Genomic DNA, 20,508 nt, shown 5'->3' on the forward strand with positions numbered 1-20,508 from the left:
GCGCAGAAATTCCTGTACAAATGCTGTGCATTCTAGAGCACGGCAAAACAAAATTTTAGACCCGAATAGCTAATGCTAAATGCAAAACAACCGCGTCCTGGAATTCAGATGGGTCCAACCCAGTAATGTCCAGAATCTTTTTCAGGCGATAGCTTAGGGTGTGGCGATGAATCTTTAACCGGGCAGCAGTTTCTGCATGGCTTTGATTAGCGGCAAAGTATGCTGTCAGTGTTTCGCATAAAGGTTCACTCAAACCCGCTAAGATTCTGCCAGTGAATTTGGCGAGTTCATCTTGAGAATTCCGCTTTAGAAGCGCCATCAATTCCACGTCTTCAAAATAAATCAGCTGCTGGCCGGGGGTGCCAAAGTCCAAGGCATTGCGCGCGGCCAAATAAGATGTTCGGATATCAAAAATGCTGTCGACGGCTACGCCGACTCCGATTCTTCCAGGGGCACTTTTCTGCAGAAAATGAAGTAAATTGTACAGTTCTTCTTCCATTAGGGATGGCTCTTCATTCGCCACCAACAGGAAAATCTCATTCAGCTGCGAGTGTCCAGCGACGACAGTTTGGTTTTGAAAATGCCCTTCCAGCTGTTCGATGATCCGGTGGGAAGGAGAAGGCGGCTTTTTCAATTCAATCAGCAGTGTGACAAAAGACATTTTGTTTTCGAACCCCATTTGGAAAATCCGTTCACGAACAGCCGCAGACAAAGGTTTGCCGCTTGTCAGTTCTTCGAAAATCAACTCATTGCGCTTGCGGTTCCATTCGATGTGGGAGGTGATGAGCGACTGGTGGACCATCATTTCAGTGGTCAGTTGAACCAGTGTAGAAATTTCTTTTAATTCTTCCGGATTGCCGGTGATTCCGATGACGCCGACCAGTTTTCCTTGAAAATGGATCGGCATATTGATGCCAGGTTTTACACCGTGCCATTCCGCCAAATTGGCTTCTGTGATGGAGAGGGTTTCGCCGCTTTTGGCAACGTGCACTGCACCTTCATGAATTTTTTCAATCCGTTCCGCTTCACCTGACGCCAAAATCATGCCATTGGGATCCATGACGTTCAAATTGCGGTTCAGGCGGATCATGGTTTGTTCGACAATTTCTTCTGCTAGCTGTCTTGTAATCATAAATGCGCCCCTTGGTATATATATTCTAAATATTTCGATAAAAAATATGTACACTCAGTATAATGTATCTCCAACTTCTTTTCATTATAATTTTATGTAAGCGCTTTAATAAAGCGGCAAGGAGGTTTTGGCTATGAAAATCATGATAGCACCCGATTCTTTTAAAGGCAGCTTGTCTGCCATGGAAGCAGCGCAGGCAATGGCAGAGGCCATACAAGAACTAGACAGCGGAGCGGAAATCGTTTTGATGCCGGCAGCGGATGGCGGGGAAGGTACGATGACTGCCATGGTGGAAGCGACTGGCGGAAAATTGGTCGCTCACCAGGTTCAGGATCCAATCGGACGGACCGTTTCCGCCTGTTATGGAATTCTTGGGGACGGCAGAACCTGCGTAATTGAGATTGCGGAAGCATCCGGGTTGACCTTGCTGGAAAAACACGAACGAGATCCACTAGCAGCCTCTTCTTTTGGTACTGGAGAATTGATCCGCCATGCCTTGGATGCCGGTTTTCGGAGCTTTATCATTGGGCTTGGCGGCAGTGCTACCAATGACGGTGGTGCGGGGATGCTCGAAGCACTTGGCATGAAGTTTTTAGACCGAAGTGGAAAGATTTTGGCGCGTGGCGGCGGTGCACTTGCTGAGCTTGCAGTACTGGACGTTTCTCGTTTTGATTGCCGCATTTCCGAGAGCACCTTCCTGATTGCTTGTGATGTGGAAAATGTCTTAATCGGTGAACATGGGGCTTCGGCGGTATTCGGACCTCAAAAAGGGGCATCTTCTCCTATGGTACAACAGCTCGACGCCAATCTGCAGAACTTTGCGGACATTACCGAACGGCTGACAGGCATGTCGCTCCATGATAAAAAAGGGGCCGGTGCTGCGGGAGGTGCTGGCGGGGCGATGCAGGCATTTTTTGCTGGGGAAATGAAACGCGGCGTTGATGTTGTTTTGGAGGCTATTTCGTTTCATGCTCATATGGACACGGTCGATTTGGTTGTGACCGGTGAAGGCAAAACAGACAGCCAGACCTTATCTGGAAAAACACCTTTAGGCATTGCTGAAGCTGGAATGAAAGCAGGCAAACCGGTTCTTTTGATTTCCGGAATGATTGACAGTCAGAGTTCGGTGCTGGTGGAGCCCTACTTTACTGAAATCCATGCGGTCGTGGATGGGACGGTAACAGCGCAACAGTCGATCGCCGATCCGTACTACCGGCTGAAAATGAAAACGCAAACGGTTGTTGGAGTTTATTTGAAAAAACAAAAGGGGTGCTGACATGTTATTTTTCATTATTGCTTTAAGTGTTGTATTGGTTGTGTTGTTGACTGCGGTCTTTAAAGTTCATCCATTCTTATCGTTATTGATCGGGGCATTCTTCATGGGAATCGCATCCGGCATGCCGTTGGCAGATGTCGTGCTGAGTGTCAATGAAGGTTTTGGCGGGTTAATGACCAGTATCGGGATCGTTATTGTTGCAGGTACCATTATTGGCGTTATTTTAGAAAAATCCGGTGCTGCATACCGGATGGCAGAAGTAGTCTTGCGATTGATCGGTGAAAAACGGCCGCAGCTGGCCATGTCGATTATTGGATTTATCGTATCGATTCCTGTTTTTTGTGATTCTGGATTTATTATTTTATCAAGCTTGAAAAAAGCATTGGCAAAACGTGCAAAAGTTTCGATTGCTTCAATGTCTGTCGCGCTTGCGACAGGTTTGTACGCGACGCATACATTGGTACCGCCAACCCCAGGGCCAATCGCAGCTGCCGGCAATATCGGTGCTGAAAATTACTTGGGGACAATCATTTTAATCGGCTTGATCACTGCGATTCCTGCGGCGATTGTCGGCTATATTTGGGCAGTCAAAGTCGCCTCAAAAATTGCAGTGCCAGAAGATACAGTTCAAAGTGGCGATTTGAACTATGAAGAAGTCATCAAGTCGTTTGGTCAAATGCCTTCTACATTCAAAGCGTTTTTGCCGCTGGCACTTCCTGTGTTGTTGATCGCCGCGGGGTCAATCGCCAGTGTTCTTGGCGGTGACGACGCACTGACAAATACGATTAGATTTTTAGGTTCGCCGACTGTCGCACTACTGTTTGGTGTGTTTGCGGCTTTCTTATTGCTTCCAAAATGGAACGAAGAAACTTTGTCTGGTTGGATTGGTGAAGGGCTGGTAAGTGCGGCTCCGATCTTGTTGATTACGGGTGCCGGTGGTGCGTTCGGCCGCGTTATCACCAATTCAGGCGTGGCGGATGTGATTGCAGGCATGGACTTGTCTGCACTTGCCGGCGGTTCATTGTTCCTGTTGATTCCTTTCTTTATCGCAGCAGCATTGAAAACAGCTCAAGGATCTTCAACTGCCGCACTGGTTATCACTTCAACTTTAGTAGCGCCTTTATTGCCGACTCTTGGGGTTGAAGGTGCAGTGCCACTCGCGCTAGTTGTTATGGCAATTGGTGCAGGGGCAATGACTGTGAGCCATGTCAACGACAGTTTCTTCTGGGTTATTACACAATTCAGCGGAATGAAAGTAACAGATGCCTACAAAGCTCAGACTATGGCGACTTTATTGCAAGGGGTTACGACAATTGTCTTCACGATGATTTTGTGGACGATTCTTGTGTAACGATTAATACGCATGTGCAAGGAAAAGGGAAACCGCCTTTCTTAGGAAAGGTGGTTTTTGGTTTGGAAAAGTAAGGATGGGTTACTCTAATAAAGTCCTTCAGTATGGACATTCAAACAATTCTGCTTCTATAATAAAATATGTATAATAATTATACAAAAACTATATAATGAAAGTTTTTAAGACTCGTAGACAGGGAATTAAAAGGACTATGCAAATACTTTTGCTCGGCAAACAAATTTTAGGAATAAACATACTTGAGAGATGAAAGGCGGTACATATATGGGGAATGCGACTAAATCAGTAATCGTCATCGGGGGCGGCCTTGGCGGCTTGTCCGCAGCCATTTCGCTGGCGCAAAAAGGGTACGCGGTTTCTTTATACGAAAAAAATGACCACATCGGCGGAAAAGTAAATCGCCTGGAGCAGGACGGTTTCGGTTTTGACTTGGGTCCGTCGATTTTAACGATGCCGCATATTTTCGATAAATTGTTCCAAGGCAGCGGCAAGCGGATGGCGGACTATGTGCCAATCAAACGGCTGGAACGCGAATGGCGTTCATTTTTCCCGGATGGCACGGTGCTGGATTTGTACCATGACTTGCGCTTGATGGAACGGGCAAACCCAGCCCTTTCTAAGAAGGATATGAAAGAGTACTACGCGCTATTGAAATACGCACAGCGGATTTACAAGACGACCGAACACAGCTATTTGAAAGAAGGCTTTGAGTCGCCGAGAGAAGCCGTTGCACAAAATGGCATCTTAGCAACCTTGATCGGCTTCGACTTGACCTCTACGATGTACAGCGCGATTTCTAAACGCATCAGCAATCCGCATTTGCGTGACATGCTTTCTTATTATGTGAAATACGTGGGTTCTTCGCCTTACAGCGCGCCGGCGGTTCTCAACATGATGATTTATATGCAGCATGCACAAGGCTGCTGGTACGTAGAAGGCGGAACGCACAAACTGGCGGAAGGTTTGGAGCGTCTGGCGAGAGAAGAAGGCGTTCAACTCCATACGGGGATGGGTGTAGTTCAGGCGCATACGAATGAAAACAAAAAAATTGAAGGCGTTAGACTCGAAGACGGTTCGTTCAAAACGGCCGACTATTACGTGTCGAATATGGAAGTGATTCCATTCTATAAAAAAATGGTCGATGTGGACGAGAAGTTCGTCACCAAGCTGGTGAACAAGTATGAACCGTCAAGCTCTGGCCTCGTGCTGCATCTCGGTGTCAAGAAGACTTATCCGTTCTTGAATCACCATAACTTTTTCTTTTCCGAAAACTTGCACGAACAAATGGAAAAAGTGTTCGAGAAGCACGAGCTTCCGGACGATCCGACCATTTACTTGGTCAACGTCAATAAAACCGACCCGACTCAAGCACCACCCGGACATGAAAACATCAAAATCTTGCCGCATATCCCATACATTCAAGACAAACCATTTACACCAGAGGAATACCGCCAGTTTGAAGAGCGCGTACTCGACAAGCTGGAACGCATGGGCTTGCACGGTTTGCGGGAAAACATCGTAACGCGCGACGTTTGGACGCCGCACGATATTGAACGCACATATGGCTCAGACCGCGGAGCGATTTACGGCACCGTTTCCGATAAAAATAGGAATGGCGGCTTTAAGCACAAAAAGCAAAGCGAACTTTACGACAACCTTTACTTTGTGGGAGGCACTGTCAATCCAGGCGGCGGCATGCCGATGGTGACACTGAGCGGCCAGCAAGTGAGCGATAAGATTGTCAAACGTGATCAGGCAGCAAAGCGGTAACGGGCGATTTTGTGAAGGTACTCAAATAAGTGGAACTCTCAAAAGCGGAAGAATCGCTTTTGAGAGTTTTTTTATTGCAGGAAGCAGTAAGAATCAACCAAAACTTTATTTCGTCATAACAAAAAAATGAAGAAAACTTAGTTTACTCGTTGCACTAAGTGGCGGAATATGGTTACAATACTGATAACGCTTACAAGATGAGAGGAGGAGAGAGCAGTCAAATAAAGCTGCTTTCGATTGCCAAATGAAGAATACCAAGCTGTTGTACATCGTTGGAATTACATTAGTAGCCACATTAGGCGGTCTTTTATTTGGTTATGATACCGCTGTTATCTCAGGTGCAGAAGGTTCGCTGCAAACATATTTTACGGATAGCTTGGGACTCAGTTCCTTTATCCATGGGTTAACGGTTTCCAGTGCATTGATTGGTTGTATTATCGGAGGAATTTTATCAGGATACTTTTCTGCACGGATTGGCCGCAAATACACGTTAATTGTGGCAGCATTATTATTCCTGCTTTCTGCGATGGGCTCTGCATATCCTGAGTTTTTATTCTTCACTCCAGGTGAGCCATCTATCGCGCTGCTCGCCACATTCAACTTTTACCGGATTATCGGCGGCATCGGGGTGGGCCTTGCGTCTGCAGTGGCACCGATGTACATTGGCGAAATCGCGCCGCCAAACTTACGCGGGCGGCTTGTTGCTTTAAACCAATTCGCCATTATTTTTGGGATGCTTGTGGTGTATTTCGTCAACTGGGGCATTGCGAGAGGTGAAACAATCGAATGGATCAACGAACTGGGCTGGAGATACATGTTCGCTTCGGAAACCATTCCGGCATTCTTGTTCCTGCTGCTGTTGTTCTTTGTTCCAGAAACACCGAGATACCTCGTATCTCAGCACCAAGACGACAAAGCGATGGGTGTGTTATTGAAAACCTACGACACAACGATGGCAAAAGCAACATTGTTTGAAATCAAACATTCCTTTGACGACAAAAAAGAAAAACTTTTTGCTTACGGCAGGGGCATTATTGTCATCGGAATCCTGCTGTCGGTATTCCAGCAATTTGTCGGTATTAACGTCGCGCTTTATTACGCACCGAGAATTTTTGAAAGCATGGGTGCGGGACGCGATGCATCGCTTTTCCAAACCATCGTCATGGGCCTGGTCAACGTCATCTTTACGGTCATTGCGATTGTGACGGTCGACAAAGTCGGCCGCAAGCCGCTGTTGATCATCGGCTCGATCGGTATGACCATCGGGATGTTCGGGGTTGCGGGTCTTGCATACTTTGAGCAAATCGGAACCGCTACTTTAGTGTTTATCATCATCTACACCGCTTCGTTCATGATGTCTTGGGGTCCTGTCGTGTGGGTCTTGCTGTCTGAGATCTTCCCGAACAAAATCCGGGGACAAGCGCTGGCTATTGCCGTGGCCTTCCAATGGGCTGCGAATTATTTCGTGTCTTCTACGTATCCGCCAATGATGGAAGTAAGCGGTGCGATGACGTACGGAATCTACGGCTTGATGAGTATCCTTTCAGCATTGTTTGTTTGGAAGTTCATTCCTGAAACAAAAGGCAAGTCGCTGGAAGAACTCGAAGTATTATTAAAGAAATCGCAAAGCATGAAACGGGCAGTCAACGAATAGCCGGGCACCGATCTACTTTCTCCAGAAAAACTCCGGAGAAAATAGATCGGTTTTTTGTATGTACGGTTTTCATTTGAGAACGTCGGGGTGGGAAATATAGCCATTATTTTTTAAAAATATGTTACACTAAGGTTATGGAATAATCAGATAAATGGTACGACCAATCAGTAAAGCAAAAGCTGATTTCTATACTCAATCCATTCTCTAGGAGGGCTTACATGAAAAAAACCTTTGAAATTACTTATGACGGACGCCATATTTTAGTGGAGAATCGCTGGTTTGAAGGTGAAAAGCTGTTTGTGGACGGAGAGTTGCAGGACGAAAATCTCGGGCTTAGCTTCAGAGGAAATCTAACTGGCAAGCTGAAGCAAATGGAGAATATGAAAAATATTAAAGTAACTCTTGGCGGTTTTTTTGCCATTCAGTGCAAAATATTCATTGATAATGAATTGGTGTATTCTAGCTGACGGTAATGCGAATATATTTTCAGGGGCGGAGGAATTTTAAAGCGAGGTGGTTTAATGTGGCACGAAAGAAAAAGAATAATAACTTAGGTGAGTTGCTTACTGGAATTTTGGTATTAAGCAGTGTCAGTACGTTTATTTTCACGCAGTCGGTTTCAGCAACCGTTGTCGTATTTGGTGTTGGTTTCATTGGTCTGTTGGCACTTGCGAAAATCCTTCAATTCAGAAGGCTGAAGAAGTTAAACCAGTCGGGGATTCTGCAGGTGGATGAAATGTCGGGAGCAGAGTTTGAAGAATTTTTGCGTCTGCGCTACAGGGCTGAAGGATATGTGGTTCGCAAAACGCCTTATAAAAGCGATTATGGAGCAGATCTTATTTTGGAAAAAAATCAGCAAAAAATAGCAGTTCAGGCAAAGCGCCACAAAAGGAATGTGGACATCAAAGCCGTGCAGGAAATTACTGATGCACAACGGCATTACAAAGCAAACGAAGGCTGGGTTGTCACTAACAGCTTTTTTACAAAAGCGGCCGCAGAACTGGCACAGAGCAATAACGTAAAATTGGTGAACCGTGATGAATTGGTGGAGATCTTATTGGCTAAAAAAGCAGGGTGACCAGCTTTTTTGCTTAATTTGTTTCAACCATGATGGAGCTGGACTGCCCGTTATGCAAAGGGAGGAGAATTCATGAAATCACCAACGCGCAACGAAATGATGGCCCAGTTGGACGTTTTTGTCGGCACCTGGACAGTAGAAGTGACGCATCCGCATCTTCGTCCCATTCCCATTATGGGCCGCAGCACGTTTGAATGGATAGATGACAGTTACCTGATTCAGCGTCTGCATATTGATAAACCGGAATTTCCAAGCAGCATGATCGTCTACGACTGGAATCCGGAAACCGGGCGCTATTTGCAGCATTATTTTGATTCACGCGGCGTCACGCGCTTGTATCAAATGAGCTTGCAAGACCGTGTTTGGAAGTTGTGGCGGGACAGCGCAGATTTTTCTTCGTTGGATTTTAGTCAACGCTTTATGGGAACCATCGATAAAACTGGAACTGCAATTGACAGTTCATGGGCACAATCCACTGATGGTGTGAATTGGACCCATGATTTTAACGTATTGTATAGAAGAGGTGAATAAATGAACGTCATTCACTGCCACCGCCCACACGGCGAAGGGAAATTTCCCTTGCCGTGTGGCTTTTTTCATAGAAGGAATAACATGGTGCTTTGTTCAGAATAATGCGTCAGTCGAGTTGATTTTGAAAAAGGCTTCGTCTATACTCTTACTAAACCGGTTTATCATATTGATGGACGATTTAGGAGAGATCATACTTATGGCAGAGAATTACAAGATTTTTACATTGGGAGACGCATTAATTACGTTCAATCCATCGGAAACAGGGCCGTTACGTTATGTGCCAGCGTTTACACGAAAAGTGGGTGGCGCGGAGCTGAACTTTGCGATTGGCAGTGCGCGTCTTGGCATGTACACAAAATGGGTAAGCAGGCTAGGCGGAGACGAATTCGGCCGTGTGATTTACAATTTTGCACGGGGTGAAGGCGTTGATATGTCGGATGTCAGCTTTGTGGAAAACTACCCGACATCGCTCAACTTCAAAGAAATTCGGGAAGATGGTTCTGGGAAAACGTTTTACTATCGATACCAATCTCCGATTCTGACAATGGCAGCGGAAGACATTACGAAAGAAATGTTTGAAGGGATTGATCTTGTTCATTTGACGGGTGTCTTCCTGGCCATCGATCCGAAAAATTTGGCTATTGTTAAACAAGTGCTGAAAATTGCCGGCGAACAAGGCATCCGCGTTTCATTCGATCCCAATATCCGTTTGAAATTGTGGACCTTGGATCAGGCAAAAGCGTCATACAAAGAAATTTTGCCGTCAGTGGATATTTTGTTGACGGGCTTGGATGAGATCGAAATGCTCAATGGCACAGCATCAGATCAAGCTTTGGAAGACTTTGCTGCGCATTATGGCATCAGCCAGCTTGTCATCAAAGACGGTGGAAATGGTTCGAGAGTGTTTCAAGATGGACAATGGCATTCAAAGGCTGCCTTCAAAGTGACCGTAGTGGATACAGTGGGTGCCGGAGATGGCTTTGATGCAGGGTATGTTTATGCTGTTCTTCATGGTTATGCACCTGAAGATGCACTGGAATTTGCCAACGGTGTTGGAGCTTTGGTGACGACTGTTTCTGGAGACAATGAAGGATTGCCATATCTTGACGAGGTTTTGGCATTGGTCCGAAAAGAAAAGCAGATCGAACGTTAAAGGAGGAAGCAAGTTATGTTGAAGCATGAAATTTTATCAAGCATCACAGAAACTAAAGTAGTGGCGGTTATTCGCGGAAGCAGCGCAGAAGAGGCCGTTGAATTATCAAAAGCAGCGGTTGAGGGTGGCATTCGCGCGATCGAATTGACGTATACAACTCCAAACGTGCAAAAAGCATTTGAAGAGTTGCAAGGAGAAGAGGTGCTGCTTGGAGCCGGATCAGTATTGGATGCGGAAACTGCACGCCATGCTATTTTGGCAGGAGCCCAGTTTATCGTCAGCCCTCATTTAGATGAAACCATTGCCCCGATCTGCAATCGCTACGGCATTCCGTATTTGCCGGGCTGCATGACAATTCGGGAAATGGTCAAAGCTTTGGAGGCAGGATGTGACGTCATCAAATTATTCCCTGCGAATAATTTCGTTCCTTCATTCATTAAATCGGTCAATGGTCCGCTTCCGCACGTGCGAATTATGCCGACAGGCGGCATCAATTTGGACAATATTCAGGAATGGTTGGCAAATGGAGCAGTTGCAGCCGGCATCGGAAGTGATTTGAACAAAGCTTACGCTGCAGGTGGATACAGTGCCGCAGTGGAACTAAGCAAAAAATACGTGCAGAAAAGCATACAGTAAAGGAGCCTCATTCATGAATATGACATTTCGCTGGTATGGCCAGGGCAACGACACGATCACACTCGAACACATCAAACAAATTCCAGGTGTTAAAGGAATTGTCTGGGCACTTCACGACAAACCTGCTGGAGAAGTCTGGGCAAAAGAAGAAATCGCACAGGAAGTGGCTTATATCGAATCGCACGGATTTCATGCAGATGTCGTGGAAAGCGTCAACGTCCACGAATCCATTAAATTGGGCAATGCGGACAGTGCGCATTATATAGAAAACTACAAAGAGTCTATCCGCAATTTAGCGGAAGCAGGCGTTAAAGTTATTTGCTATAACTTCATGCCGATTTTCGACTGGACACGAACAGAAATGTTTCATCCATTGGAAGATGGATCAACGGCGTTATTTTTTGAAAATGCCAAAGTGCAAAATGCCGATCCAAAAGAATTGATTCGCACCGTCAGTGAAGCATCGGATTTGACCTTGCCAGGCTGGGAACCGGAAAAGATGGAACGCATTACCGAATTGTTTGAGGCCTACAAAGAAATCGATGAAGCAAAATTATGGGCCAATTTGGAAGTCTTCTTAAAAGAAATCTTGCCAGTAGCTGAAAAAGCCGGCATTAAAATGGCCATCCACCCGGACGATCCACCATTCTCAATTTTTGGATTGCCGCGTATTATCACAGGCGAACACAGCTATGAAAAACTTATTGAAATTTCGGATTCCCCGTCAAATGCATTTACGATGTGTACAGGGTCGATGGGTGCCAGCAAATCGAACGATATGGTGGCAGTTGCCAAAAAGTATGCCAGCCGCTCTCCTTTTGCACATATCCGCAACGTAAAAATTTACGACAACGGCGATTTCACCGAAACTTCTCATTACACACAGGATGGCTCGATTGATATTAAAGGGGTTGTCAAAGAATTGCACGAACAGAACTTCACAGGATACGTACGCCCCGATCACGGACGCCATATTTGGGGCGAAGTGTGCCGTCCAGGCTACGGTTTATATGACCGGGCACTGGGAATTATGTATTTGCTTGGGTTATGGGATGCATACGAAACACAAAAGAACGCCAGTACTCAAAAACGCTAATCTGTTTATTCGGGAGTTTGATCGACAATGAAAAGTGTAACGATGGCAGAAGTAGCTAAACATGCGAACATTTCCAAAAGTACGGTTTCACAGTATTTGAATAAGCGCTATGAATACATGAGTGAGAGCACGAAAAAGAGAATTGAAGAGGCGATTGAAGAGCTGAACTATCACCCGAATACTGTGGCCAGAAGTCTGAAGCAAAAGACGACCTATACAATCGGGATCATCGTGGCCAATATTCTTCACTCGTTTTCTACGCATATCATCCGTACCTTGGAAACGGAATTTAACAAGCAAGGCTTCCACACGATTATTTGCAATGCAGACGATGATCCGGAGAAAGAACGGAATTACATTGAAATGCTGCTGGCGAAACAAATTGACGGCCTTATTGTTTTTCCAACCGGCGAAAATCTCGATTTGTATGAACAAATGAAAAAAAGAAACTTTCCAATTGTCTTTATGGACCGGAAGTTAGATGGTTATGACATTGATACGGTCATGCTCGACAATCACCGGGCCACTGAATTGGCGGTGGACAAATTTGTGTCGCTGGATTACACAAACATTTCGATCGTCACGACTTCAGTGATTCGCAATATCAGTCCGCGGGTAGAGCGCATTGATGGATACAAGCAAGCGCTTGAAAAACATGGGCTGCCGGTTCAGAAACAGTACATTAAAACTGCGGATGCAGCATTTCTGCAAGAAACGCTGCAAGCGCTGTTCCAGCTGGAGTCTCCGCCTCAAGCCATTGTGGCAGGGAACGATATTGTGCTAATCGAAGTTTTGAAGTATATCAAAGAACACGGAATGTCCATTCCGCGTGACATTGCGGTGATCAGCATAGACGAAGTCACCTTTGCAAGTTTCTACACACCGCCAATTACCGTAGTGGAACAGCCAAAAATCGAGATGGCCAACCGGGCTGCTGAGTTGCTGCTCAAGCAAATTAAAGGCGAAAAAGAAATCGGGAAACCTGCAGTCGAGCGGATGGCACCAATATTGATAGACCGAAATTCCTGTTAAGGATTAAAAAAGCAAGTCCAATAACACTGGTGTTCGCAAGGTGTTTTTGGATTTGCTTATTTTGATGTACCTTTTTTGTAACGATTCTACTTTTATAGGAGGAAACGATATGTTTAATTTGGAAGGCAAAGTTGTGTGGATTACGGGAAGTAGTACAGGCATCGGCAGTGCGATGGCAATCAAGTTCGCAGAGAGCGGCGCGTCAGTTGTGGTTCATGGAAATGCCAACAAAGCACAGGCTGAAAAAACCTGGAAAGCCGTTCAAGACAATGGAGGGGACAGCCTTCTTGTACTTGGGGATGTAACGGATCGAAGCCAAGTAAACAAAATGGTCGAAGAAATCACCGACAAATTTGGGCGAATAGACATCTTGATCAACAATGCAGGAACGATGGTCAAACGTGCAAAAGTGGAAGACATTGAAATTGAAACGCTGGAAAAAATACTCGCTGTCAATTTCACATCCATCGTCCAAGTCACACAAGCTGTTCTTCCTTTGATGAAACAGCAAGCAGGCGGGGCCATTATTAATATGTCGTCCATTGCTGCCCGAAATGGCGGCGGAGGTGGTGCGGTGATTTATGCTGCAGCTAAAGGTGCTGTCAGCACATTAACGAGAGGGCTTGCCAAGGAACTTGCGGAGGATGGAATCCGTGTCAACGGCATTGCACCTGGAGTGATTGAAACACCTTTTCACGAGCGCTATTCAACACCTGAATTAGTGGATAAGATGGTGGCAGCAGCACCGCTGGGCCGTGCAGGAACCGCTGAGGAAATTGCAGGCGCAGCCTTGTATTTGGCATCGGATTTGGCGAGCTATGTTACGGGAGAAATTATCGAAGTAAATGGCGGCATGTTAATGGATTAACAGAGCGAATAAAAAAACTGCTGCACTTCCAAAAAACGGATAGTTGCAGCAGTTTTCTACTTTTTATTCTTGTATCGCTTTATCCACAACTTGAGCGCAGGAACTTCTTTCTGTAATCACGGGAGTCAAGGTTTGGACAATGGAAACCGATTGCGGGTCTTTGATATAGCTGGTCAAAGTTTGTACCATGCTTTGTGCAATTTCTTCCACGGGAACCCCGACGCTGGTCAAAGGAACTTCCATCGTTGCCATTTGTGGAATGTTATCGTAGCTGAGCACGGAAATGTCGTTTGGAATGCTGTAGTTTTCCTGCATCAAGGCGCGGATAAGGCCAGCGCTTATATCGTAGCTGGCACTGATGATGGCAGTTGGGCGATAAGATGAGTTGATCAATTGAATGGTGGCCATATAGCCGTCGTACCAGCCTAAGCCTTCGGTATCGAACAAGCTGCCCTCTTCGTAAATGCCGAATTTATCCATTGCTTTGCGAAAGCCGATTGATTTTTCAATTTGCCGCTCGTCAACAGTGGTGAGGCTGCCGACAAAGGCAATTTTTCGGTGTCCCAGACTGTGCAAATAAGCCACTGCATCATTCATTGCCGCTTGATAATTCACATCGATAACCGGGAAGGGATTGTCTTTGCTGACGCCATACGTGAGGCAGGGCAACGGAAAGGTTTCGGGCATGTCTTCCAAGTACTCGTTAAAGATGATTACCCCGTCTACTTGGAAACGCTTAAACATTTCAAGTGAAGTTTGAAGGGGGTTTACCGAGAGAATCATGGAATATGAACTTTTGGAAATTTCCTCATTGATTTTTGTCACCAATATGGAAGGGGCCACACGTTCCAATGTTGGCCAGATGAGGCCAATGACTTTTGACTCTTTTGATACCAAGCGCTGAGCTGCGTAGTTTGGTTCATAGCCCATTTCTTTCGCAAGTTTGATGATTTTATCTTTTGTATCCGGTTTCACAAGGGAACTGTTGTTCAGGGCTTTTGAGACAGTAGAGTAACTGACTCCCGCAATAAGGGCAAGATCTTTAATTGTAATTGTCATAGGAATCCTCCATCAGTTTAAAATACTAATTTTGTCTGTATGTATCACCATAGCATTCGATTAAAAAAACAAGCAATGTGAAAACCCACAAATGGGAGTTTCCACCAGCTAAAGTTGTTTTAAAAAAGAAATTTCAAAAAACATACTTGATTATTTTATTATATTACTTTAAGATGAAAATTGTAATAACAACGTTGTTATTTTGTTCGTAACGTAATTTTAAGTTAAATTTTTATATTTTTCAACAAAATGAAAGCGTTTGCCTTTGGTAGTAAAAAAGATCAACTGGGGAAGGAGAACTTTTTGTTTGTCGCTGATATGAGCATACACATATTGTATTGGACTAAGGAAATGGTTTCTTGCTTTATTGGATTGGATCTATAGACGAGTAAATGGTTCGAAAAGGGTTTATCAAAAAAGGAGGAATTTTACATGGTATTCAAAAAAAGATTTTCAGCAGCAACAGCGGGTGTCCTATCTTTATTGTTATTAGCAGCTTGCGGAAGTGATGAAAGCGCTTCAGGAGGCGATGCTGAAGGAGGAGCGGAGTCGGTATCTCTTCGACTGGCGCACAATCAGCCGGAAGATCATCCAATCCATACTTCATTGATTGAATTGACAGAGTTAGCTGCGGAGAACTCAGGAGACAATGTCGAAATTGAACTATTCCCGAATGGCCAGCTCGGCGATGAAAGAGGCGTTATCGAACTTGTGAAATCAGGAACACTTGATATGGCAAAGGTTAGTGCAAGCGCTCTAGAATCTTTTGACAGCAACTACGCCATCTTCTCACTTCCTTACGTATTCCAGAGCGAAGAGCATTATTTCCAAGTAATGGACAACAGCGAAGCGGTACAGGAAATTTTCCAGAATACACGTGATGAAGGATTCTTTGCAGCTGGATGGTATACGGGCGGACAACGCAGTATCTACACAGTAGACAAAGAAGTTGCTTCTCCTGCAGATATGGATGGCATGAAAATTCGTGTGCAGGAAAGCCCAACATCTATTTCTATGATTGAAGCTATGGGCGGCGCACCGACACCGATGTCATTCGGTGAAGTGTATACGTCACTTCAGCAAGGCGTTATTGACGGCGCAGAAAACAATGAAACAGGTTTGACAAGCAATAAACACGGTGAAGTTGCCAAAGCATACTCGTACACAGAGCACCAATATGTACCGGATGTTTTGATTGTCAGCACAAGCATGTGGGACGGGCTATCGGAAGAACAGCAGCAAGCGATTACAGATGCAGCGGTTGACTCTTCAGAAAGCCATAAAGCAGTATGGGCCGATGCAATCACACAGGCCATCACAGATGCAGAAGACATGGGCGTAACTTTCTATGACATCGACAAACAACCGTTTATCGATGCAGCTACTCCACTTCACGAAACATATCAGTCAGAAAATGAAGACAGCAAACGTTACTTTGAAGATTTTCAAAGCTATAACGAATAAATAATGATCAACTGGGTCTCAACTTTCAGCAAGAAACCCTTGCACCGTTGAGGCCCTTACTTTATTCAGGAATGGAGAGAATCCCAATGAGAGATATTGTGGATCGAGTAACCGCATTTTTGACCTGCTCCCTAATGGTGGCCATGGTTTTAGTTGCTTGTTGGCAAGTTTTTACACGGTTCGTATTAAATTCACCTAGCACATTATCCGAGGAATTTTTGCGCTACTCCTTAATTTGGCTCACGATGCTTGGTTCAGCCTATGCATACGGCAAGAAAAAACATTTAGCTGTCGTATTTGTGGCACGCAAAATACCAAAGAAATTTAAGTTTTATGTTGATATGCTCGTTGAAATCATCGTACTGGCATTTATCCTGGTTGTTTTAATCTACGGCGGCACACAAGCTTACCAGAACTCAGTAGGGCAAGTGTCTTCCGCTTTAAATATGCCAACGCAGTATTTGTATCTGAGCATAATTGTATCGGGCGTACTATTTTTGTTCTACGCCGTAATCCATATTGTTGAACATTTCCACAACAGAAATAAATGGAAAAATGTTGATACGAAATTCGAGTCTGATGAAATTTTAGAATGAGGAAGTGGACTTTATGGCCTTGGAGGCAGGAATTGTTTTAGCGATTGTATTTACGCTGATGCTCGTCATTAGTGTACCTATTTCAGTGAGTATTATTATCGCTTCGTTAGCTGCAATATTGATAGCTTTACCTTTGGATATGGCTATATTTACGGCCAGCCAAAAACTTGTTACGGGACTGGATAGTTTTACGTTGCTGGCAGTTCCATTCTTCATCCTGGCAGGAATTTTAATGAATAATGGCGGCGTTGCAGAACGGCTCATTAATTTTGCAAAAGTTCTTGTCGGACGGACACCTGGAGCACTGGCACATACAAATATTTTGGGCAACACGTTGTTTGGCTCTTTATCCGGTTCATCTGTTGCGGCAGCAGCTGCAATTGGCGGCGTTATGGGTCCCCTGCAGAAAAAAGAAGGATATGACCCAAGATTTTCAGCCGCAGTCAATGTAGCATCTGCACCCATTGGCTTAATCATTCCCCCAAGCGGAACCCTGATCATCTATTCACTTGTTAGTGGAGGAACATCTGTTGCGGCGTTGTTCGTGGCCGGATATTTGCCTGGTCTGTTATGGGCTTTTGCTTGTATGGTTGTCGCGTTTATTATCGCGAAAAGAAGAAATTACCCTACATCAGAAAGAGTCAGCTTGAAAGTAGCGTTTAAAACTTTCCTAGATGCGATTCCCAGCTTGATGTTAATCGTGATCGTCATCGGAGGAATTCTGTCTGGTATCTTTACGGCGACAGAAGCTGCGGCAGTGGCTGTTGCCTATACGTTCATTCTGTCTTTGGCTTATGGCGCGGTTAAGTTTAAGCACATGCCAAGAATCATTATGGAATCGGTGGAAATCACAGCTGTCATTATGTTATTGGTATCTGCTTCAGCGGTCATGTCATGGGTTATGGCATTTACCGGAATTCCTTCAGCGATCAGTGAGCTCATCATGGGGATTTCAGATAACCCGATTATCTTGCTGCTGATTTTAAATGTGTTCCTATTGTTGATCGGGACGTTTATGGATATCACACCTGCCGTTCTTATCTTTACACCTATATTCTTGCCGATTGTCGTCGGTTTCGATATGGATCCCATCCACTTTGGAATCATGATGGTCATGAACTTGAGCATCGGGAACATCACACCTCCTGTAGGCAGTGCGTTATTTGTAGGATCCAGCATTGCGAATTTGGACATGGAAGATGTTATAAAACCGCTCATTCCATTTTACATCGCGATTATAGTGGTGCTCCTTTTAGTCACTTATATCCCAGGAATCAGTATGGTGCTTCCGAACTTGCTTGGTTATTAACACGACTGCGCACAACCAGCTTGTAAGGTTGGTGCCTATGCATAGCGAAAGGATGAACGATGTATGTCTTTAAAAGAAAATTACTTGTTTGAACTTCAAAAAGAAGAAAACAATATCATCACCTTCCAACTCGACAACCCTTTAGTGGTTGCCCGAGTGATGGTGTTGGAAAATGACTTGATTCGAGTGCTGATGTCAAATGGTGAAGAACTGGAGATTGACAACACGTGGCTTGTAGCTCCTGGAATGGATGACGTGCCCTTTGAAGGACGCAGCCGCTTTGATTTGTCCCCTTTTTCACTTCCTGAGTATCGGTTGCATCAAGAAGGCCGGACGGTGACCATTGAAACGGAAATGGTCAAACTTTGCATCAACTTGGATGGCTTTAAAGCGACATGGTTTTATAAAGAGACCAATGGCGAAGTGATTCAAATTGCGTCAGACCGAAAAACCCAAGCATACAATTTGGACGGGTCGCTCGGCAAAGGGATTTATCATTATTTAGAGAGAAATCACGATGAACAGTATTTTGGCCTCGGCGAAAAAAGCGGGGACATGGATCGCCACGGCAAACGCTACCGGATGTTAAGTGTGGACCCAATGGGCTACGATGCGCAAAACACAGATCCCTTATACAAGCATATTCCGTTTTACATCACACGGAATAAACAATCAGACATCTCCTTTGGGATTTTCTATGACAATATGGCACAAAGTGTCTTTGACATGGGCAATGAAATGGATAATTACCACGGCTGGTACCGGTATTACCATTCATTTGCCGGAGATTTGGATTACTACATAATCGTAGGTCCAGAATTAAAAAATGTGGTTAAAAAGTACTCCCGGTTAACAGGGAAAACAATCTTTTCACCAAAATGGAGTTTGGGCTATTCAGGGTCAACTATGACTTACACCGATGCTCCAGACGCACAGGAACAGTTAAAGCGGTTTATTGAACTCTGTGAGAAAAACGATATTATTTGCGATTCGTTCCAATTGTCCTCGGGGTATACCTCGATAGGCGACAAACGTTACGTATTTAATTGGAACAGAGATAAGTTTCCTGATCCAAAAGGCTTTATCGATGACTATCACCAAAAGGGAGTTCAGTTGTGTGCAAACATCAAACCTGCGCTTCTAAAAAGCCATCCTCAATTTGAGGAACTGGAAAAACAGGGCATCTTCATTCGGAATCGTACTGGCGAAGTGGAAATGGTCCAGTTTTGGGATGAAGTCGGGGCTTACATTGATTTTACCAATGAAAAATCCATTCAATGGTGGAAAGAAAATGTTACCTCACAATTGCTGGAATATGGGATAGACTCGACGTGGAATGACAATAATGAATTCGAAATTTGGTCAACCGATGCTGTATCCAATGGCTTTGGCAAAGAACTGCCGTTTGAAACAGTGCGTGCGATCCAACCGCTCCTGATGATGAAAGCGTCTTATGAAGCACAGAAAGAATATGCTCCGCAGTTGCGTCCTTATTTGATTTCCCGGTCTGGCAGCCCAGGCATGCAACGCTATGTCCAAACGTGGTCTGGAGACAATTACACGAGCTGGAAATCACTTAAATACAATATCAAAATGGGCTTGGGCTTAAGCATGTCCGGCATTTACAACGTAGGGCACGATATTGGCGGATTTTCTGGACCTGCTCCAGAGCCCGAATTATTGGTGCGTTGGGTACAAAATGGGATCTTCCATCCACGGTTCACGATCCATTCATGGAACGATGATCAAACAGTCAATGTTCCTTGGATGTATGAAGAAACCACCGACACCATTCGTGAGCTGATGAAGTTCAGGCACCGGATTACTCCTTACTTATACACAGCACTTTACGAGGCACATGCAAATTATGAGCCGATTATTCGTCCGACGTTTTATGATTTCGGACACGATGTACAAACCTTCGAAGAAAACGATGACTTTATGTTGGGCGACTCCATGCTTGTGGCTTCTGTCGTGGAAAAAAGCAAAACAGAAAGAGCTGTCTACTTGCCAGCGAATGATGGCGGTTGGTACAACTTCCATACTTCGGAATGGCATGTAGGCGGGAAGCTTGTTACAGTGCCGGCTCCTTTGGATTACAACCCGCTTCTTGTGCAAGCAGGAGGCATTATTCCAATTAATGATACGGATCCAAGCTTTTCGACCAAAGCCCAAGATGAACGAAGCTTTCTGTTGTTCCCGCACCGCGAACAGGGAAGCTCAGATTATCAATTGTACGAAGATGATGGTGTATCTGCGGACTACCAGGAGAATCATGCCACAGTCCACGTTTCCATGGAATCAACCACTCACAAAATTCAGGTGGAGCTCAACATTCAGGGAGAATATACCTTGCCCTACAGCAACATCCGTTTTTATGTGAACGGGGATGACCAACGTGAATTTTATGTCAATGGACAACAGCTGGTAAAGAAAAATGGAAGCTACGAAGTCCAGCTTTAAAAAATAAGGTGAGTACCGTTTG

Annotated in this window: 18 protein-coding genes; 16 read left to right on the forward strand and 2 right to left on the reverse strand. The window is 44.8% G+C overall.

The features are described from left to right. Nucleotides 1-55 precede the first annotated feature (55 nt). Nucleotides 56-1,132: a CdaR family transcriptional regulator gene (locus AC4EG4_RS11635; protein ID WP_490987915.1), complete on the reverse strand. Its 1,077-nt coding sequence runs from the start codon at nt 1,130-1,132 to the stop codon at nt 56-58. A 133-nt stretch (nt 1,133-1,265) separates the two neighbouring features. Here AC4EG4_RS11635 and AC4EG4_RS11640 point away from each other — a divergent pair, with 133 nt between their 5' ends. From AC4EG4_RS11640 to AC4EG4_RS11695, 12 genes are all read left to right on the forward strand, one after another. Continuing rightward, nucleotides 1,266-2,408 carry a glycerate kinase gene (locus tag AC4EG4_RS11640; RefSeq protein WP_490987916.1) on the forward strand — a complete coding sequence of 381 codons (1,143 nt, stop codon included), beginning with the start codon at nt 1,266-1,268 and terminating at the stop codon, nt 2,406-2,408. A gap of 1 nt (nt 2,409) precedes the next feature. Then, nucleotides 2,410-3,759, forward strand: a complete 1,350-nt coding sequence (locus AC4EG4_RS11645) for a GntP family permease (RefSeq protein WP_490987917.1) — start codon at nt 2,410-2,412, stop codon at nt 3,757-3,759. Nucleotides 3,760-4,041: 282 nt separating this feature from the next. Beyond that, entirely contained in the window at nt 4,042-5,547 is a 1,506-nt protein-coding gene (locus tag AC4EG4_RS11650; RefSeq protein WP_490987918.1) for a phytoene desaturase family protein, read from the forward strand. Between the two features lie 244 nt (nt 5,548-5,791). Then, nucleotides 5,792-7,201 (forward strand): D-xylose transporter XylE, encoded by a 1,410-nt coding sequence (xylE, locus tag AC4EG4_RS11655; protein WP_490987919.1) that lies wholly within the window; start codon nt 5,792-5,794, stop codon nt 7,199-7,201. A 218-nt stretch (nt 7,202-7,419) separates the two neighbouring features. After that, nucleotides 7,420-7,668: a hypothetical protein gene (locus tag AC4EG4_RS11660; RefSeq protein WP_490987920.1), complete on the forward strand. Its 249-nt coding sequence runs from the start codon at nt 7,420-7,422 to the stop codon at nt 7,666-7,668. 56 nt (nt 7,669-7,724) lie between these two features. Next, on the forward strand, nt 7,725-8,279 hold the full coding sequence (locus AC4EG4_RS11665) for a restriction endonuclease (protein ID WP_490987921.1): 555 nt from the start codon (nt 7,725-7,727) through the stop codon (nt 8,277-8,279). Nucleotides 8,280-8,351: 72 nt separating this feature from the next. Further along, complete coding sequence (locus AC4EG4_RS11670) at nt 8,352-8,810, forward strand: hypothetical protein (protein WP_490987922.1); 459 nt, start codon at nt 8,352-8,354, stop codon at nt 8,808-8,810. A gap of 196 nt (nt 8,811-9,006) precedes the next feature. Further along, nucleotides 9,007-9,963, forward strand: a complete 957-nt coding sequence (locus AC4EG4_RS11675) for a sugar kinase (protein ID WP_490987923.1) — start codon at nt 9,007-9,009, stop codon at nt 9,961-9,963. Nucleotides 9,964-9,978: 15 nt separating this feature from the next. Continuing rightward, nucleotides 9,979-10,599, forward strand: a complete 621-nt coding sequence (locus AC4EG4_RS11680) for a bifunctional 2-keto-4-hydroxyglutarate aldolase/2-keto-3-deoxy-6-phosphogluconate aldolase (protein ID WP_490987924.1) — start codon at nt 9,979-9,981, stop codon at nt 10,597-10,599. A gap of 13 nt (nt 10,600-10,612) precedes the next feature. Further along, nucleotides 10,613-11,695 (forward strand): mannonate dehydratase, encoded by a 1,083-nt coding sequence (uxuA, locus tag AC4EG4_RS11685; protein WP_490987925.1) that lies wholly within the window; start codon nt 10,613-10,615, stop codon nt 11,693-11,695. 27 nt (nt 11,696-11,722) lie between these two features. Beyond that, nucleotides 11,723-12,727 carry a LacI family DNA-binding transcriptional regulator gene (locus tag AC4EG4_RS11690; protein ID WP_490987926.1) on the forward strand — a complete coding sequence of 335 codons (1,005 nt, stop codon included), beginning with the start codon at nt 11,723-11,725 and terminating at the stop codon, nt 12,725-12,727. Between the two features lie 109 nt (nt 12,728-12,836). Continuing rightward, the gene (locus AC4EG4_RS11695; RefSeq protein ID WP_490979138.1) at nt 12,837-13,595 is read left to right on the forward strand and encodes an SDR family NAD(P)-dependent oxidoreductase; all 759 of its coding nucleotides are present in this window, start codon (nt 12,837-12,839) and stop codon (nt 13,593-13,595) included. A gap of 63 nt (nt 13,596-13,658) precedes the next feature. Here the strand turns inward: AC4EG4_RS11695 and AC4EG4_RS11700 are convergent, their stop codons facing one another. Further along, the gene (locus AC4EG4_RS11700) at nt 13,659-14,654 is read right to left on the reverse strand and encodes a LacI family DNA-binding transcriptional regulator (protein ID WP_490987927.1); all 996 of its coding nucleotides are present in this window, start codon (nt 14,652-14,654) and stop codon (nt 13,659-13,661) included. 432 nt (nt 14,655-15,086) lie between these two features. Between AC4EG4_RS11700 and AC4EG4_RS11705 the strand changes: the two genes are divergently transcribed. The 4 genes from AC4EG4_RS11705 (at nt 15,087) to AC4EG4_RS11720 (ending at nt 20,486) form a co-directional block, all read left to right on the forward strand. Continuing rightward, nucleotides 15,087-16,118: a TRAP transporter substrate-binding protein gene (locus AC4EG4_RS11705; protein WP_490979136.1), complete on the forward strand. Its 1,032-nt coding sequence runs from the start codon at nt 15,087-15,089 to the stop codon at nt 16,116-16,118. A gap of 86 nt (nt 16,119-16,204) precedes the next feature. Then, a complete protein-coding gene (locus AC4EG4_RS11710; protein WP_490979135.1) occupies nt 16,205-16,714 on the forward strand; it encodes a TRAP transporter small permease in 510 nt (169 codons plus the stop codon). A 13-nt stretch (nt 16,715-16,727) separates the two neighbouring features. Further along, nucleotides 16,728-18,023, forward strand: a complete 1,296-nt coding sequence (locus AC4EG4_RS11715) for a TRAP transporter large permease (RefSeq protein ID WP_490979134.1) — start codon at nt 16,728-16,730, stop codon at nt 18,021-18,023. 63 nt (nt 18,024-18,086) lie between these two features. Further along, entirely contained in the window at nt 18,087-20,486 is a 2,400-nt protein-coding gene (locus AC4EG4_RS11720) for a glycoside hydrolase family 31 protein (protein WP_490987928.1), read from the forward strand. Nucleotides 20,487-20,508 lie beyond the last annotated feature (22 nt).

Source organism: Planococcus sp. TJ-201, assembly GCF_058268495.1.

Coding starts and splice junctions, on each gene's coding strand:
- AC4EG4_RS11710 (WP_490979135.1), top strand. CDS start 16,205: ATGAGAGATATTGTGGATCGAGTAACCGCATTTTTGACCTGCTCCCTA.
- uxuA (WP_490987925.1), top strand. CDS start 10,613: ATGAATATGACATTTCGCTGGTATGGCCAGGGCAACGACACGATCACA.
- AC4EG4_RS11700 (WP_490987927.1), bottom strand. CDS start 14,654: ATGACAATTACAATTAAAGATCTTGCCCTTATTGCGGGAGTCAGTTAC.
- AC4EG4_RS11645 (WP_490987917.1), top strand. CDS start 2,410: ATGTTATTTTTCATTATTGCTTTAAGTGTTGTATTGGTTGTGTTGTTG.
- AC4EG4_RS11675 (WP_490987923.1), top strand. CDS start 9,007: ATGGCAGAGAATTACAAGATTTTTACATTGGGAGACGCATTAATTACG.
- AC4EG4_RS11650 (WP_490987918.1), top strand. CDS start 4,042: ATGGGGAATGCGACTAAATCAGTAATCGTCATCGGGGGCGGCCTTGGC.
- AC4EG4_RS11640 (WP_490987916.1), top strand. CDS start 1,266: ATGAAAATCATGATAGCACCCGATTCTTTTAAAGGCAGCTTGTCTGCC.
- AC4EG4_RS11660 (WP_490987920.1), top strand. CDS start 7,420: ATGAAAAAAACCTTTGAAATTACTTATGACGGACGCCATATTTTAGTG.
- AC4EG4_RS11670 (WP_490987922.1), top strand. CDS start 8,352: ATGAAATCACCAACGCGCAACGAAATGATGGCCCAGTTGGACGTTTTT.
- AC4EG4_RS11695 (WP_490979138.1), top strand. CDS start 12,837: ATGTTTAATTTGGAAGGCAAAGTTGTGTGGATTACGGGAAGTAGTACA.
- xylE (WP_490987919.1), top strand. CDS start 5,792: ATGAAGAATACCAAGCTGTTGTACATCGTTGGAATTACATTAGTAGCC.
- AC4EG4_RS11715 (WP_490979134.1), top strand. CDS start 16,728: ATGGCCTTGGAGGCAGGAATTGTTTTAGCGATTGTATTTACGCTGATG.
- AC4EG4_RS11705 (WP_490979136.1), top strand. CDS start 15,087: ATGGTATTCAAAAAAAGATTTTCAGCAGCAACAGCGGGTGTCCTATCT.
- AC4EG4_RS11690 (WP_490987926.1), top strand. CDS start 11,723: ATGAAAAGTGTAACGATGGCAGAAGTAGCTAAACATGCGAACATTTCC.
- AC4EG4_RS11635 (WP_490987915.1), bottom strand. CDS start 1,132: ATGATTACAAGACAGCTAGCAGAAGAAATTGTCGAACAAACCATGATC.
- AC4EG4_RS11720 (WP_490987928.1), top strand. CDS start 18,087: ATGTCTTTAAAAGAAAATTACTTGTTTGAACTTCAAAAAGAAGAAAAC.
- AC4EG4_RS11680 (WP_490987924.1), top strand. CDS start 9,979: ATGTTGAAGCATGAAATTTTATCAAGCATCACAGAAACTAAAGTAGTG.